The 16,993-nt window shown below is 72.8% G+C and carries 6 protein-coding genes; all 6 read right to left on the reverse strand.

The features are described from left to right. Positions 1 to 22 precede the first annotated feature (22 nt). Positions 23 to 1,255 (reverse strand): cytochrome P450, encoded by a 1,233-nt coding sequence (locus ACFRIC_RS00355; protein ID WP_382778227.1) that lies wholly within the window; start codon positions 1,253 to 1,255, stop codon positions 23 to 25. A gap of 238 nt (positions 1,256 to 1,493) precedes the next feature. Continuing rightward, positions 1,494 to 2,255, reverse strand: coding sequence for an ABC transporter permease (locus ACFRIC_RS00360; protein WP_382778228.1), 762 nt, complete (start codon positions 2,253 to 2,255; stop codon positions 1,494 to 1,496). Continuing rightward, on the reverse strand, positions 2,252 to 3,226 hold the full coding sequence (locus ACFRIC_RS00365) for an ATP-binding cassette domain-containing protein (RefSeq protein ID WP_382778229.1): 975 nt from the start codon (positions 3,224 to 3,226) through the stop codon (positions 2,252 to 2,254). Before ACFRIC_RS00365 ends, ACFRIC_RS00360 begins: the two co-directional genes overlap by 4 nt. A gap of 229 nt (positions 3,227 to 3,455) precedes the next feature. After that, the gene (locus tag ACFRIC_RS00370; protein WP_382778230.1) at positions 3,456 to 4,190 is read right to left on the reverse strand and encodes a thioesterase II family protein; all 735 of its coding nucleotides are present in this window, start codon (positions 4,188 to 4,190) and stop codon (positions 3,456 to 3,458) included. 44 nt (positions 4,191 to 4,234) lie between these two features. Further along, the gene (locus ACFRIC_RS00375) at positions 4,235 to 9,220 is read right to left on the reverse strand and encodes an amino acid adenylation domain-containing protein (protein WP_382778231.1); all 4,986 of its coding nucleotides are present in this window, start codon (positions 9,218 to 9,220) and stop codon (positions 4,235 to 4,237) included. Continuing rightward, positions 9,217 to 16,992, reverse strand: a complete 7,776-nt coding sequence (locus tag ACFRIC_RS00380; RefSeq protein WP_382778232.1) for an amino acid adenylation domain-containing protein — start codon at positions 16,990 to 16,992, stop codon at positions 9,217 to 9,219. Before ACFRIC_RS00380 ends, ACFRIC_RS00375 begins: the two co-directional genes overlap by 4 nt. Position 16,993 lies beyond the last annotated feature (1 nt).

A 16,993-nucleotide genomic window follows, 5' to 3' on the forward strand; every position in this document is an offset into this window, starting at 1 on the left:
GGTCGCCGCATTGTTCAGGCGGTCACAGCCGCACCGGGAGGGCGTTGAGGAGCCGGGCGCCGCCGGGGGTGGCTTCGGTGTAGCGCAACTGGTCGCGGCCGACGGTGACTTCGAGGGTGTCGCGCTGGATGAGCAGGTGGTCGAGGGCGATCTCGGCCTCGAGCTGGGCCAGTGCGGCGCCGGGGCAGTAGTGCGGGCCCGCCCCGTAGGAGAGGTGGCTCTGCCCGCGCTCCAGGACCCGTTCCACGTCGCAGCGCTCGGGGTCGGCGAAGACCCGCGGGTCGTAGTTGGCCGACAGGTAGGAGCCGGTCAGGGCGTCGCCCTTGGAGATCGGGACGCCGGCGAACTCCATGTCCTCGGTGGCGTAGCGGGGTCCGGCGGTCGGGACGGGGTTCGCGATCCGCATCAGTTCGCCGATGGCGTGCGGCAGCGCCTCGGGCCTGGCGCGCAGCAGGGCGAGCTGGTCGGGGTTGTCGAAGAGGGCGAGGACGGCGTTGGGGATGAAGTGGGAGGTGGAGTGGTGGCCGTTGTTGACGACGGTGAGGACCACCGAGACGATCTCCTCCTCGCTGAGCCGGTCGCCGTCGGTGTCCCGCGCCTCCACCAGGGCGGAGACCATGTCCTGTGCGGGCTCGGCCCGGCGGCGCGCGATGAGGTCCTTGACGTGCTCGACCATGGACCGGCCGCTGGCGGCGATGTCGGCGTCGGGGGCGGTGTACTCGTTCATCCACTGGCGTACCTGCGGCTGGTCGGCCTTGTCGATGCCGATGAGCTCGCAGATGACGGTGCCGGTCAGCGGTGAGGAGTAGTCCTCGATGAGGTCGCCGGAGCCCTTGAGGGCGAGGGCGTCGAGGAATTCCGCGGAGATCTCCTCGACGCGGGTCCGCAGGGCCTTCATGCGCCGGACGGTGAACGCCGGTGTCACCAGGCGGCGCTGGCGGGCGTGGTCCTTGCCGTCCTTGAGCATCATGTTGGCGGCGACGTAGGGCACGAACTCGTCGGGCAGGTCGAGGGCGGCGACCATCTGGTCCGCCACGCTGGGTCCCTGGTGGCCGGGCACGTTGCTGTAGTCCACCACCAGGCGCGGGTCGCTCAGCGCCGCCTTGACGTCTTCGTTCCGTGTGATCAGCCAGACCCGCGGGCCGCCGGGGAACCCGATCCGCACGAGCGGGGCCTCTTCCCGCAGGCGCGCGTAGGCGCAGACGGGGTTCTCCGTGAACTCGGGGTTCGTGAGGCTGACGATCGGCTCGGACATGGTTGCCGTCTCCTTGGGATGTCGTCGGACGGGTGGCAAGCCCAGTGGTCGTGCGGGGTGCCGCAGCAACGGCACCGCCGCCCCGGCGAGGCGTGTCCCGCGGGAGCGGCTCGGGCCTGTCCGGCCGTCGCCTCCCCGCCCGGGCGGGCGGTGGGCGACGGCCGGACAGGCCCGTCAGGGGGCGGTGGCCGGGTGGATTCCGGCCGGTGGGTCGGGCGCGCGGATTCCGGCCGGTGGGTCAGGCGCGCTTCTTGAAGGTGGACAGGGCCCACACGTAGCCCAGGACGGCGAAGCCGAGGCACCAGGCGACCGCGGCGATGGCGTCGCCGCCGGAGACGTGGCCGGCCAGCAGTCCGCGCAGGGTCTCGATGATCGGGGTGAAGGGCTGGTACTCGGCGAACTGCTTCACGCCGGCGCCCATGGTGTCCGCGGGCACGAAGGCGCTGCTGAGGAACGGCAGCATGATCAGTGGCACGGTGGCCAGGCCGGCCGACTCGGTGGTCTTGGCGGCCAGGCCCATGGCGACGGTGAGCCAGCTCGCGCCGACGGCGAGCAGGACGAACAGGCCGAGCACGCCGAGCCAGTCCAGGGCGCTCGCGGCGGGGTCGAAGCCCATCGCGAAGGCCACGCCGACGATGGCGGCGCAGGCCACCAGGCAGCGCACGGTGGTGACGACGACGTGGCCGGTGAGCATGGCGCCGCGGGAGACGTCCATGGTCTTGAACCGGTTGATGATGCCCTTGGTCATGTCGTCGTTGACGGCCGTCGCGGTGGCGCCGAGGCCGTAGCTGACGGCCATCACGAGCAGGCCCGGCGTCGCGTAGTCGATGTAGTGCTCGCCGACGCTGAAGGCGCCGCCGAACACCTTGACGAACATCAGCATGATGACGATCGGGAACAGGACCGCGTTGAACACCGTGGTGGGGTTGCGCAGGGTGTGCTTGACGTTGCGGCGCAGCATGATGCCCGAGTCGGTGAACGCCGTCGCGACCGTGCTCATCGCGCGATCGCCTCCTTCTTCTCGCTGGTGTCCTGGGCGTCCTCGGCGTCCTTGGCGGTGTGCTCGGTCAGGGCGAGGAAGACGTCGTCGAGGTCGGGGGTGTGCACGGAGAATTCCTGTGCGTCGAGGGTGTGTTCGTCGAGGCGGTCCAGCAGGGCCCGCAGTGACCGTGAGCGGCCGTCGCTGGGCACCCGCAGGATCAGCTCCTCCTCGTCGCGGGTGGAGTCGGTGAAGATCCGTGCGGCGGCGTCGAGCTGGAAGGCGTCGGTGAACCGCAGCCGTACGTGGGTGCCGGGGATCTGCCGCTTGAGCTCCTCGGCGGTGCCCTGGGCGACCAGGCGGCCCTGGTTGAGGACGGCGATGCGGTCGGCGAGCTGGTCGGCCTCCTCGAGGTACTGGGTGGTGAGGAAGATGGTGGTGCCCTCGGCCACCAGCTCGCGGACGATCCCCCACAGCGTGCGCCGGCTGCGCGGGTCGAGACCCGTCGTCGGCTCGTCGAGGAAGATGATCTGCGGGCTGCCGACCAGGGTCATCGCCAGGTCGAGCTTGCGGCGCATGCCGCCGGAGTAGGACGCCGCGTGCTTGTCGGCCGACTCTCCCAGGTCGAAGCGTTCCAGCAGCCCGTCGACGAGCGGGCCGCTGGAGCGCACGCGCTTGAGGTCCGCCATCAGCTGCAGGTTCTCGCGGCCCGTCAGCAGGTCGTCCACCGCGGCGAACTGGCCGGTCACGCCGATGGCGGCGCGTACCTGCTTGGTCGCGTTCGCCACGTCGTGGCCGGCTACGTACGCGGTGCCGGCGTCGGCGGTGAGCAGCGTCGTGAGGACGTTCACCGTGGTCGTCTTGCCCGCTCCGTTCGGACCGAGCAGGGAGAAGACCGATCCCGCGGCGACTTCGAAGTCGATGCCGTCGAGCACGACCTTGTCGCCGTATGCCTTGCGCAGCCCTGTCACTGCGATAGCGGAACTCTTCATGTCTCCACTGTCGGGCCGGGCATCGGCATCACCCTGTCACAGCCCTGTCATGGCCCTCGAGCCTTCCTCGACACCGTGGGCGGCGGGGCGGGAAAGCGGAATCGGGGGCCGGCCGGAGGCGTCGGGGGCGGGGCGCACGGGCAAGGGCGTCCGCTGCGGCGGACGCCCTTGGCTCTGGCCGTGGCGCGGTGGCGGGCCGGATCGTGCCGTCACCCGCGCCGTCGTCGTGTCAGCGCTCCCGGGCGCACTCCGCCTCGATCACGTCCAGGATCTCGCGGCCCCGGTCGACCAGGTACATGTGATCGCCCGGGAATTCGGTGTAGCGGAACGCGGCCGTGGTGGCGTCGCGCCACTGGCGGCCCTCCTCCGCGGTGACCAGGCCGTCGCTGTCGCCGCGCAGCGAGGTGATCGGCACCGTGACCGGGTCGTCGGTGCTGGGGACGTAGGCCTCGTGCATCTCGCAGTCGGCCTGCAGGGTGGGCAGGATCAGCTCCCGCATCTCGGGGTGGTCCAGGGCCTCGTGCCGGAAGCCGGCGAACTCCTCGACGCGGGCGAGGAATTCGTCGCCCTGAAGGCCTGCCGCGCGGCGTTCGCGCTGGGTCCAGGGTCCGGGCGAGCCGCTGACGACCAGCCGTTCGACGTGCACGCCGCGTCCGGTCAGCAGGTGCACCAGTTCGTAGGCGAGGACCGCGCCCAGGCTGTGTCCGAACAGGACGGCCCGGCTGCCCTCGCCGAGGTCGGCGGCGATGGCGTCGATCTCGGTCTTGGCGGCCTCGACGACGTTGCGGTAGGGCTCGTCGAGGATCCGGCGTTCCCTGCCGGGCAGTTCGACCGAGGTCACCCGCCAGCGGCCGGCGGCCAGGTCCTGCCAGGGGTGGAAGAAGGAGGGGCCCGCTCCGGCGAACGGCACGCACAGCAGGGTGGTCCGCTCCCCCGTTCCCGCCGATGTGCCCGGTCCTGTCACCGCGGCCAACTCCTCTCGTCGTGTTCCCGGTTCGCGCGGCCCGCTCACCGCTGCGCCAGCTTGCGGGCGATGACCCGCATGATCTGGCCCGCGGGCTTGGGCATGTGCAGGTCGTGGTGGGTGGCGTCCACGTCGTACTCCTCGATGGTGCCAAGGACGTGCGGGCGCCAGTCGGGGCCGTAGGAGGTCACTCCGTCGACCTTGTCCAGGCGGGCGTTGAAATACAGCACGTCGCCGCGGTAGACCGGCGACTCGAACACGCCCATCTTCTGCAGGTTGTTGGCGCCGACCTGCGACATGGTGTCGAGGAAGGCGTCCATGTTGACGGTGTTCATGAACTTGCCGAAGACCTCCTCGATGTCGGCGCGGTAGAGCTCCTTGGTCCGGCCGGCGACCTCGCGGAAGCCGTTGTTCGTGGCGGAGTTGGCGGGCTGGGAGTCCAGGACGGCGATGAGGGCGACCTCCAGGCCGCGGCGGTCCATCGCCTCGGCGACGGCGTGCGCGATGGGGCCGCCGAAGGACCAGCCGATCAGGTGGTAGGGGCCCTGCGGCTGGACGGCGAGGATCTGCTCCAGGTAGTCCTCGACCATCTCCTCCACCGAACGGGCCATCGGCTCCTTGCCGTTGGAGCCGCGGGACTGCAGGGAGTAGGCCGGCCGGTCGGGCACGTGGGGGGCGAAGGTGAAGAACGCCCAGCCCAGGCCGCCGCCGCCGTGGAAGAACCACACCGGCTCCTTGCCGGTGCCGGGGTCCCGGTTCAGCGGCAGCACGACGTCGAAGGAGTCCTCGTGGTCGCCGGGGATGCTGCCGATGAGCAGCAGCGCGGCGAGTTCGGCGACCGTGGGGTACTGGATGATCGTGCGCAGCGGCATGTCGACGCCGAACCGCTTGCGGATGCGGGCGCTGAGCCGGGTGGCGAGCAGGGAGTGCCCGCCGAGCGCGAAGAAGTCGTCGTCGATGCCGACCCGCTCCAGCTTGAGCAGTTCGCTGAAGAAGGAGCACAGCGCCTCCTCGTGGGAGTTGCGCGGCTCGCCCTTGCTGACGGTGGTGGTGTGCTCGGCGGGCAGCGCGCTGCGGTCGATCTTGCCGGCCGGGTTGAGCGGGAGGCGTGAGAGCGGCACCATCGCGGCCGGGACCATGTAGTCGGGCAGCCGGGCGCCCAGGTAGGCGGGCAGTTCGGCGAGCAGCGGGCCGATCGCCCGGGCCAGCGCGGGTGCGGATGCGCGGATGCGGCCGGCCACCCCGCTGGGTACGAAGGTGCCGGTGACGGTCCGTCCCTGGGGCAGCAGGACGGCCTCGAAGCCGTGGCTGCTCTCGCCCGACCAGGTGAGGACGGCGTCCAGGCCCTGCCGGTGCGCCCAGGCCGTGACGTCCTCGGGGTCGAGCGGCCGGCCGGTGGGGGCGTCCTCGGTGACGACTCCGGCGAAGGTGGCCGCGGCGGCCTCCTCCACCAGGCGTGCGTTGGGTATCCCGGTGACCCGCAGTGTGCCGCCGGCCCGCTCGGCCTGTGCGGCCAGGTGGGTGAGGTCGGACACCTCGGCGCCCCAGGCGAGGGCGGGCACGCCGCTCAGGTCGAGTGCGCCGCTCTGCCCGGTGTGCAGGACGACTTCGTAGCGGTGGCGGGTGAGCGCGTTGTGCGCGGCTCCGGCCTTGAGGCGGATGTCGGCGCCCAGGCCGTGGCGGTCGGCCCATTCGGCGAACCATTCGGGGGCCAGGAGCAGTTCCCGTTCGGTGAGCAGGGCCTGTTCCACGGCCGCGCGGATCTCGTCGTGGGAGGCGTAGGGCTGCTGGGCGCGCTGTTCGGCGGTCGCCAGGATCCGCTGGGTGGCGGCGTTGCGGACGTCGCCGACGATGATCCGGCCGCCGGGTGCGAGCAGGCCGAGGATCCGGGTGAGGACCTGGTCGAGGTGGGCGGCGCTGGGGAAGTACTGGACGACGGAGTCGAGGACGACGGTGTCGAAGGCGGCGTGGGGCAGGCCGGTGAGGTCGTCGGCGGCCTGGACGGAGAGGTGGACCCGCTCGCCGAGGCCGGCCGCCCGGGCCTGGGTGCGCAGCCGGTCGATCGCGGCGGCGGCCAGGTCGGTGCCCCAGTACTCCTCGACCTGGCCGGCGATCTTCGCCAGGAGCAGGCCGGAGCCTGCGCCGATCTCCAGGATCCGGCGCGGGGCGTGCCGCAGCACCTGGGCGGCGGCCGCGTCCTGCCACTGGCGGAGCTGCTCGTGCGGGATCGGCTCGCCCGTGTAGACGTTCTTCCAGGGCTGGAAGTCCTCGCCCCAGGTCTCGTCGGCGGCGTCCGCGTGGGCGTCGTCGTGGAGTTGGCGCCATTCCTCGATCTGGGCGGTGGTGTCGGTGACGGCGGCGTCGGGGTCGGGTTCGATGTAGGCGACCAGACGCTGGTCGCCCTTCTGGTCCTCGCGGACCACGACCGCGGCCTGCGCCACCGAGGGATGCCCGGACAGGACGTGGTCGATCTCGCCGAGTTCGATGCGGAAACCGCGGACCTTGACCTGGGAGTCGGTGCGCCCGAGGTATTCGACCTGCCCGTCCTTGTTCCACTTCACCAGGTCACCGGTGCGGTACATCCGGGTGCCGGCCGCGCCGAAGGGGCAGGCCACGAAGCGTTCCGAGGTCAGTCCGCTCTGGCCCAGATAGCCGCGGGCCAGGCAGGTCCCGGCCAGGTAGAGCTCGCCGGCCACGCCGGGGGCGACCGGACGCAGCGAGGCGTCGAGGATGTAGACCTGGTTGTTCCAGATCGGGGTGCCGATCGGGACGCGGTCGGCGCCGGGGACGTGCTGCCAGCCGGTGACCTCCACGGTGGCCTCGGTCGGCCCGTACAGGTTGTGGGCGGCGCAGGAAGGGAGCAGTTCGGTGAAGCGGTTGGCCAGGGCTGCGGGGAAGGCCTCGGCGGCCACCTCGATCCAGCGCAGGCTGCCGCAGTGCGCGGCGGCGGGCTCGGTGACGAACGCGGAGAGCAGCGAGGGCACGAAGAACGCGGCGCTGACCTGCTCGCGCCGGATCAGTTCGGCGAGGTAGGCGGGGTCGCGGCGGCCCTCGGCCCCGGCCACGACGACGGAGGCGCCCATCTGCAGGTTGGAGAACATCTCCGGCACCGAGGCGTCGAAGCTGGCCGAGGTGCTCATCAGCATCCGGTCCTCGGGCGTGACCTGGAAGTGCTCCAGGCCCCACTCGATCCGGTTGGTGATGGAGCGGTGGGCCACGGGGACGCCCTTGGGGCCGCCGGTGGAGCCGGAGGTGAAGATGACGTAGGCGGCGTTGTCCGGGGACAGGGTGCGCTCGGGGTCGGACTCCGGGTGGCCCGCCACGTCCGGCAGGGTGTCTTCGAGGAGCAGCAGGGGGTTGGCGGCGGCCAGGATGTGGCGTACGCGTTCGGCGGGCAGTTCGGTGTCCAGCGGTACGTAGGCGGCACCGGCCTTGACCACGCCGTAGACGGCGACGAGCAGGTCCACGGAGCGGGGGATCTTGACCGCGACGAGCTGTTCGGGTCCTGCGCCCTGTTCGATGAGCCAGTGGGCGAGGCGGTTGGCGCGGGCGTTGAACTCGGCGTAGGTCAGGGTCTCGTGCTCGCCGATGACCGCGACCGCGTCCGGGGTGCGGCGCACCTGTGCCTCGAAGGCGTCGGGCAGGGTGGTCGCGGCGACCGGGCGGGCGGTGTCGTTGACCTGCCGTACCAGGCGGTCGTGTTCGTCCTCGCCGAGCACGTCGATGGCGCTGAGCGGGGCCCTGGGTGCGGCGGCGACCTGCTCCAGCACGCGTACGAACCGGTCGGCGAGGGCTTCGGCGGTGTCGCGGTCGAAGAGCTGGGTGGCGTACATGAGGTCGCCGCGCAGGGCGCCGGTGGTGTCGTAGGCGAGGCTGAAGAACAGGTCGGCCAGGGAGGTGTTGGTGAGGTACTGCTCGAACTCGACCTTGAGTCCGGGCAGTTCGAAGTCGGCCTTCTCGAAGCTCTGCCAGGCGAACATGACCTGGAACAGGGGCTGGTAGGCGGTGGAGCGCTCGGGGTTGATCAGTTCGACCAGGGTCTCGAAGGGCACGTCCTGGTGTTCGTAGGCGGCCAGCGCCTTGTCGCGGACCTGCGGGAGCAGGTCGGTGAAGGAGGGGTTGCCGGAGAGGTCGACGCGCAGGACCTGGGTGTTGACGAACAGGCCGACCAGGTCGGCCAGGCCCTCGTCGGTGCGTCCGGCGATCGGGTTGCCGATGGTGACGTCCTCGCCGCCGCTGAGCTTGCCCAGCAGGACCCCGAGCGCGGCCTGTACGACCATGGACATGGTCATGCCGCGCTCGTCGGCGAGGCGCTGCAGGGCGGCCGCCGTCTCGGGCCGCACCGCGAGCGGCAGCGAGTCGCCCTTGGAGTCGCGGGTGGCGGGCCGGGGGCGGTCCAGCGGCAGGCCGAGCGGCTGCGGGACCCCGGTCAGTTCCTTGCGCCAGTAGGTGGCCTGCGCCGCGGCCAGCGAGCCGGGGTCGGTGACGTCGCCGAGGAGTTCGCGCTGCCACAGCGCGTAGTCCTTGTAGGTGACGGCGAGCGGCTCGTAGCGGGGTGCCCGGCCGGCCAGGCGTGCGGTGTAGGCGGTGGTCAGGTCGCGGGCCAGGGGGCCGCCGGAGACGCCGTCGGAGGCGATGTGGTGGATGAGCAGGACCAGGACGTGTTCCTCGGGCGAGCAGCGGAACAGGCGTGCCTGGAAGGGGATGTCGGCCATCAGGTCGAAGCGGTGCGCGATGAACGCGTCGACCGCCTCGTCCAGGGCGGCGGGTGTCACCTCGACGAGCGGCACCTGGACGGGGGCCTGCGCGGCGGGCACGATCCGCTGGTGGGGCTCGTCGTTGTCGTCGAGCACGTAGGTGGTGCGCAGTGTCTCGTGCCGGGCGACCACGTCGCCGATCGCGGCGACGAGGGCGGCCTGGTCCAGGGGGCCCTTGAGCCGGAAGGCCGGGGAGATGTTGTAGGTCTCCGCCCCGCCCTCGAGCTGGTGTGTGAGCCACATGCGGCGCTGTGCGAACGAAAGCGGAATCACGAGTTCTGCTCCTCTGGGATCATCCTGCGGAGAGCGGGGCGAAGGGGGACAGCCGATTCCTCCGACCAGGCGGCGAGCGCCGCGACCGTCGGCAGGTCGAAGATCTTGCGGATGGGTATCTCCATCCCGATCTCGGCGCGGGCCCGGGTGATCAGCCGGGTGGCGAGCAGGGAGTGCCCGCCGAGTTCGAAGAAGCCGTCGTCGGCTCCGACCTTCTCCACGCCCAGCACCTCGGCGAACAGGCGGGCCAGCGCCTGTTCGCGGGGGGTGGCGGGCGCCCGGAAGGGGGTGGCGGAGGTGAGGTCGGGTGCGGGCAGGGCCTTGAGGTCGAGCTTGCCGTTGGGTGAGAGCGGCAGCCGCTCCAGCGGCACGTAGGCGGCGGGCACCATGTACTCGGGCAGCCGGTCGGCCAGGTGTTCCTGGATCCCGGCCGCGTCCGGCAGGCTCGCGCCGTCGGCGGGGACGAGGTAGGCGGCCAGGTAGGGGGTGGTGTCGCCGGGCTGCTGGGTGACGACGGCGACCTGCGCGATGCCGGGGTGGGTGGTCAGCGCGGCCTCGACCTCGGCGGGTTCCACGCGGTAGCCGCGGATCTTGACCTGGGTGTCGATGCGGCCCAGGTGCTGGAGCTGTCCGTCGGCGGTGAAGCGGGCCAGGTCGCCGGTGCGGTACATGCGCGAGCCGGCGGGCCCGTAGGGGTCGGGGACGAACCGGTCGGCGGTCAGGGCCGGCTGGCGGTGGTAGCCGCGGCCGGCTCCGGCCAGGTAGAGCTCGCCGGGGGTGCCGGGGGGCAGCAGGCCCAGGCCCGGGCCCAGGATGTAGGCCCGCACGCCGGGGAAGGGCCGGCCGATGGGCACGCCCGTGGGGTAGGGCTCGTCGGGGTCGAGGAGGAAGCCGGTGGCGTAGAACGTCTCGCTGGGGCCGTAGCTGTTGATGACGCGGGCCTTGGGCCAGCGGGTGCGTACCCGCTGGGCCAGGACCGGGGTGAGCACCTCGCCGGAGATGTTCAGGGCGGTGGGGTCGATGCGGTCGGCGAGCTGGTCGACGAGCTCGGCGAAGGCCGAGGGCACCGAGCAGATGACGTCGACGTCCCAGGCGTCGCGTTCGGCCAGTTCCAGCACGTCGCGGACGATCTCGGCGGTGCCGCCGGTGGTGAGGGCGGCGAACGTCTCGAAGGTGGCGACGTCGAAGCCGAAGGAGGCGGCGACCAGGACGCGCCGGCCGGACTCGGCGCCGGCCTGCGCGACCAGCGTGTCCACGGCGTTGACGACGGTGGACTGGGTGACGCCCACGCCCTTGGGCACGCCGGTGGAGCCGGAGGTGTAGATGACGTAGGCGAGGCTGTCGGGTCCGGCCTGCGGCCGTGCCGGGGCGGGCGCGGGCGGGGCCTTGAGGTCGATGTCGTCCAGGACGAGGACGGGGATGCCGGTGGCGGGGACGAGGGGGCGGGTGCCGGCGTCGGTCAGGACCAGGTGGGGCCGGGCGGTGGGCAGGACGTGCGGGAGACGGGCGGCGGCGTAGGCGGGGTCGACGGGCAGATAGGCGCCGCCCGCCTTGAGCACGCCCAGCAGGGCCACGACCACGTTCACGGTGCGCGGCAGGACCAGGGCGACCACGGTCTCCGGGCCCACGCCGTGCCGGACCAGCTCGGCGGCCAGCACCTCGGCGCGGGCGTCCAGTTCGGCGTACGTCAGCGACTCGCCCGCGGCGACCACGGCGGTCTTGTCGGGGATGCGGGCCACCTGCGCCTGGACCAGTTCGGTGAGCGTGACGTGGCGGGCCCGGGCGGCGTCCTCGTCGAAGGGGGCCAGCATCCGCTCGCGTTCGCCCTCCTGGAGCGCGTCGACCTGGGCGATCTTCAGCGCGGGGTCGGCCGCGAGCTGCCGCAGGAAGCGCACCAGGCGGGCCGCGTACGTCTGGACGGTGTCCCGGTCGAAGACGCCCGGCGCGTACTGGATGACGAGCTGCAGGTGCGGGTCGGCCGCCGCCGTCAGGCACAGCGCGTAGTGGTTGCCGGCAAAGGGGCGCAGGCCGGTGAAGGTGATGCCGTCGGCGGCGTCGCTGGCGTCCTCCAGGCCCTCCCGGTCGACCGGGTAGGACTCGAAGACGACCAGGCTGTCGAACAGGGACCGCACCCCGGCGGCCTGCTGGATCTCCGCGAGCCCGTGGTGGTGGTGCTCGGCCAGGGCGGCCTGGCGGCGCTGGAGCCGGTCCAGGACCTCGCCGACGGTGTCGCCGGGCGTGTGGGTGACGCGTACGGGAAGGGTGTTGATGAACATGCCGACCATCGACTCCACGTCCGTCACCGCGGGCGGGCGCCCGGAGACGGTCGCGCCGAACACCACGTCCTGGCGGCCGGTGAGCTGGCCGAGCAGCAGCGCCCAGGCGCCCTGCACCAGGGTGTTGACGGTGATGCCCATCGCGGAGGCGCGGCGCACGAGTTCGTGGGCCTCCTCTACCGGCAGCGCGACCTCGACCTGGTCGCGGACGCCGTCGTCGCTGTCCGCGGAGTCGGGGGCGAGCAGGGCCGGCTCGTCGATCCCCTCCAGCTCGCCCGCCCACGCCCGCGCCGCCTCGTTCGGGTCCTGGCGGGTGAGCCAGGACAGGAAGGCGCCGTAGTCGCGGGGGGCGGGCAGCGCGCTCGCGTCGCCGTCGGCGGCGTACAGCAGCAGCAGGTCCTGCATCAGCAGCGGTGTGGACCAGCCGTCGTACAGGGCGTGGTGGGCGGTCAGGACGAGTTCGGGCCGCTCGGGGTCCAGGACGGCGAGGGCCAGGCGCAGCAGCGGCGGGGTGTCCGCGTCGAAGTAGGCCTTCTGGTCCGCGGTGAGGAACTCCTCGAACCTCTCGATGCGTCGCGGCTCGTCGAGGGCGGTCAGATCCAGGTGCTGCCAGGGCAGCGTCACCGACCGCGGGATCACCTGGACGAGGCCGCCGTCGGCGCGGTCGACGAACGCGGCGCGCAGGACGGGGTGGCGGTCCAGGAGGGCCTGTCCGGCGCGGTGCATCCGTTCGGGGTCGACCGTGCCGGACAGGTGGAAGACGAGCTGGATGTGGTACGGGTCGAAGGAGGCGCCGGCGAGCTTGGCCTGGAAGAGGATCCCGGACTGGGCGGGGGTGGTGGGCCAGATGGTGGCGAGCTTGCCGAAGCGGGCCTCCCAGGCGTCGATCTCCGTCTGGCCCACGGTGACCAGGGGGGCGTCGCTGGGGGTGAGGCCGCCCGCGGCGGGGTCGGTGGCGTGGCGGGCCAGCGCGGTCAGGGCCTGCGTCCACAGTGCGGCCAGTTCGGTGACGTCCTCGCGGGACAGGACGCCGGTGGGGAAGCCGAAGTAGGCGCTCAGTTCGTCGCCGTCGCCGGTGTCGGTGGCCACCGCGTTGATCTCCAGCGCCGAGAGGACCGGCATGTCCGCGTCCGGTGCGGCGATCAGGTCGCGGTGGGTGGTGTCGGGTGCCCAGCCCAGGCCGCGCAGTTCCTCGGGGATGTCGGCGCCGGAGGCCTTGCCGAGGTAGTTGAAGCCGATCTGCGGGCGGCGCAGGCGGGCCAGCTCGGGCGTGGTCCTGGCGTTGAGGTGGCGCAGCAGGCCGTAGCCCATGCCGTGGTCGGGGACGGCCCGGAGCTGTTCCTTGACGGCCTTGACGGCCCGGCCGGCGGCGGGGCCGCCGGCGAAGGCGTCGGCCAGGTCGATGCCGGCCAGGTCGAGACCGACCGGGTACATGGCGGTGAACCAGCCGAGGGTGGAGGACAGGTCGGCGCCGGGCACCAGGTGCTCCTCGCGGCCGTGGCCCTCGAGCCGGACCAGCGTGGCGGCGGCGGGCAGGCCCCGGGTGCGGCGCCAGCGGGCCAGGGCCAGGGCCAGGCCCGCGAGCAGGCCGTCGTCGGCGCCGCCGCCGAAGACGGCGGGCACGGTGTTCAGGAGGGTGGCGGTGACGTCGGCCGGGAGCTGGACGCGGACGGTGTCCACGGTGGAGGTGACATCGCGTGCCGGGTCCAGCGGGCGGGTGCCCAGGACCGGTTCGTCACCGGCCAGCATCTTCTGCCAGAAGGGCAGTTCGGCGACCCGCCCGGCGGTGGCCGCCTCCTCGGCGAGCGCGTGCGTCCAGCGGCGCAGCGAGGTGCCGGTGCCGGCCGGCCGGGGTTCCAGGCCGCTCTTGACCCGCTGCCAGGCGGCGACCAGGTCGGGCAGCAGGATCCGCCAGGACACGCCGTCGACGACCAGGTGGTGCAGCACGATCAGCAGCCGGTCGGCGTCGGTGGTGGAGGTGAGCCGCACGAACTGGGCCATCACGCCCGCGTCCGGGTCCAGCCGGTCCGCGGCCGCGTCCAGCTCGGCCTGTACGGTCGCGGCGTCGTAGGGGACCTCGCGGATCAGGGCGGCGGCCGCCACGGTGCCGGCCTCCCGCATGCGCAGGCCCTTCTCGGCCCGGTCCAGGCGGGAGCGCAGCACGTCGTGCCGGTCCAGGACGGCCTGCAGGGTCGCGGCGAGTGCGGTGCGGTCGATGTCCTGGGGCAGGGTCAGCAGCGCGGACATGCAGAACCGGCCGATGGGGCCGCCGAGTGCCAGGACGTGGGCGGCGGTGGGGGGCAGCGGGGCCCAGCCCGTGCCGCCGCCCGGCAGTTCGGCCAGCGTCACGCGTTCTTCCCCGGCCCGCTCCTCGACCAGTTCCGCGAGCCGGGCGACGGTGCGGTGCTCGAAGATCTCCCGGGTGGTGACGAGGACGCCGCGGGTCTTGGCGCGGGCCACGACCTGGATGGAGCGGATGCTGTCGCCGCCGCCGGTGAAGAAGTCGTCGTCGACGCCGATCTGTCCGGCGCCCAGCACGTCGGCGTACACCTCGGCCAGGATCCGCTCGGCCTCGGTGCGCGGTGCGCGGTAGCGGGCGCCGGTGAACTCCGGCTCGGGCAGCGCGGCGCGGTCGAGTTTGCCGTTCGCGGTCAGCGGCAGCCGCTCGAGGACCACGAGCTGGGCGGGCACCATGTAGTCGGGCAGCCGCCTGGCCGCGAACCGGCGCAGGTCGGCCGCCGACACGGTGGCGTTGATGTCCGCGTCGCCGCCCGGGGCGCCGGCGCTGTCGTGTGCCACGTAGCCGACCAGGCGCCGGGTGCCGGTGTGGTCCGCGCACACGGTCACGACGGCCTGGGCGACGGCGGGGTGCTGGGCCAGGACGGTCTCGATCTCGGTGGGCTCGACGCGGATGCCGTTGACCTTGACCTGGTCGTCGGCGCGTCCGGCGTAGCGCAGCCGGCCCTCGGCGTCCCACCGGGCCAAATCGCCGGTGCGGTACATGCGGGCGCCGGGCGGGCCGAAGGGGCAGGCGACGAAGCGCTCGGCGGTGGCGGTGGGGTTTCGGTGGTAGCCGCGGGCGACCGGGCCGGCGACGTACAGCTCGCCGGTCACGCCCTGCGGGGCCGGGGCGAGTTCGGGTCCCAGGACGTAGGCGCGCATGTTGGCCAGCGGGGTGCCCACCGGTACCGCGCCGAGGTCGCCGCCGTCCTGCTCGGGGACGGTGAAGGTGGAGGTGTAGAAGCTCTCGGTCTGGCCGTAGGCGTTGACGACGCGGGTGCCGGGCAGGACGCGGCGCACGGTGCGGACCAGGTCCGCGGAGAGCGCCTCGCCGGCGAGGATCACCGTGTCGACGTCGAGGCGGAATCCGGCCGTGCCGTCGGCGGCGAGCTGGTCGAGCAGTGCGGAGAACACGGTGGGCACGGCGCTGATCGTGGTGCCCGACCAGGCCTCGCGTTCGCCGAGTTCGAGGACGTCACGGACGATCTCGACGCTCGCTCCGCAGGTCAGCGCGGTGAAGATCTCGAACACGGAGACGTCGAAGTTGACCGAGGTCGCGGCCAGCATCCGGGAGCCCGCCGTGACGTGGGTGCGCCGGGCCAGGTCCTGTACGCCGTTGACGACGGCGGCGTGGGTGACGCAGACGCCCTTGGGGGTGCCGGTCGACCCGGAGGTGAACATCACGTAGGCGAGGTGGTCCGGCCGCACGCCGGTGTCCGGGGTGGCGACGGCGGGTCCCTGAAGGCTCAGGTCCTCCAGGTGCAGGAGGCGCTGCGGGCATGCGGCCACCGTGCCGGCCGTCGCGTAGTCGGTCAGCACCAGGGCCGGGTCGGCGGTGGTGAGCAGCAGCTCGACGCGGGCGGCCGGGTAGCCGGGGTCGATGGGCAGGTAGGCGCCGCCGGCCTTGAGGACGGCCAGCAGGGCCACGACCAGGTCCGCGGAGCGGGGCAGGGCCACGGCGACCAGGACGTCCGGGCCGACCCCGCGGTCGCGCAGGACGGCGGCCAGCCGGCCGGAGCGGGCCTCCAGTTCGCGGTACGACAGCTCGGTGCCCCCGCACAGGACCGCGGTCGCGTCCGGGGTCCGGGCCGCCTGGGCGGCGACCCGTTCCGGCACCGTCGTGCCCTCGACGGGCGCGGCCGTGTCGTTCAGCGCGGTCAGCGCCCGCTGTTCGGCGGGGGTGAGGATCTCCACCCGGCCCAGGCGTGTGCCGGGGTCGGTGACGACCTGGCGCAGCACGCGCACGTAGCGCTCGACGAGGCTCTGGGCGGTGGTGTGGTCGAACAGTTCGGTGGCGTACTCCAGGCGTCCGTAGGCGCGGCCCGAGGGGTCGGGGACGATGTTGAAGAACAGGTCGAACTTCGCGGTGTCGGTGCCCAGCGGGAGCGGGGTGACCTTCAGGCCGGGCACCTGGAGCGGGGACCAGGCGAACTGCCAGGCCAGCATGACCTGGAAGAGCGGCTGGTAGGCGGTGGTGCGGTCGGGGTCGAGGAGTTCCACCAGGTGCTCGAAGGGGACGTCCTGGTGGTCGTAGGCGCCCAGCGCCCGCTCGCGGACCTGGTCCAGCAGGTCGCCGAAGGTCGGGTTGCGGGAGAGGTCGACGCGCAGCACCCAGGTGTTGGCGAAGAACCCGATCAGGTCCTCGAGCTGTTCGTCGGGGCGGCCTTCGATGGGGCTGCCGATGGTGAGGTCGTTGCCGGCGCCGAGGTGGTGCAGCAGGACCGCGAGGGCGGCCTGGGCGACCATGGGCGCGGTGGCGCCGTGCTCGGCGGCCAGCCGGCCGATCCCGGCGACCACGTCGGGTTCCAGTTCGAGGTCGACGTGGCCGCCGTGGTGGCCGGCCGCCGTCGGCCGCGGCCGGTCCAGGGGAAGCTGCACCGGCTGCGGCACCCCGGACAGCTCGCCGCGCCAGTAGTCGAGTTGTTCGCGGGCGACGCTGTCGGGGTCGTCCTCCTCGCCCAGCATCCGCCGCTGCCAGAGGGTGTAGTCCTTGTACTGCACGGCGAGCGGCTGCCAGTCGGGTGCCTGGCCGCGGCCGCGGGCGGCGTAGGCCTCCAGCAGGTCCCGCAGGAACGGGGCCATCGAGGCGCCGTCCGCGGCGACGTGGTGGAAGACGAACACCAGCACGTGCTCGTGCGCGGCCAGGCGGAAGACGCGGGTGCGCAGCGGCAGGTCCGTGTCCAGCTCGAAGCCCTCGCCCACGAAGGCGCGCATCGCCTCGTCCAGCGCGCCGGCGCTCACGTCGGCCACCTGGAAGGCGAGGTCGGCCTCCTGGGGCGGCAGGATGCGCTGCTGCGGTGTGCCGTCCTCGTTCTCGACGAGCAGGGTGCGCAGGCTCTCGTGCCGGGTGGCGACGTCGCGTACCGCCGCGGCCAGGGCGGCGGTGTCCAGCGGCCCCTCCAGGCGCAGCACGAAGGGGATGTTGTACGTCGCGGACGGCCCTTCGAGACGGTGGAGGAACCACAGCCGGCGCTGGGCGAAGGACAACGGGATCATC

This window comes from Streptomyces sp. NPDC056738 (genome assembly GCF_042790435.1).
Taxonomy (GTDB): domain Bacteria; phylum Actinomycetota; class Actinomycetes; order Streptomycetales; family Streptomycetaceae; genus Streptomyces.

Excerpts from the sequence above, each read along its gene's own strand:
- ACFRIC_RS00355 (WP_382778227.1), bottom strand. The coding sequence starts at position 1,255 with ATGTCCGAGCCGATCGTCAGCCTCACGAACCCCGAGTTCACGGAGAAC.
- ACFRIC_RS00360 (WP_382778228.1), bottom strand. The coding sequence starts at position 2,255 with ATGAGCACGGTCGCGACGGCGTTCACCGACTCGGGCATCATGCTGCGC.
- ACFRIC_RS00365 (WP_382778229.1), bottom strand. The coding sequence starts at position 3,226 with ATGAAGAGTTCCGCTATCGCAGTGACAGGGCTGCGCAAGGCATACGGC.
- ACFRIC_RS00380 (WP_382778232.1), bottom strand. The coding sequence starts at position 16,992 with ATGATCCCGTTGTCCTTCGCCCAGCGCCGGCTGTGGTTCCTCCACCGT.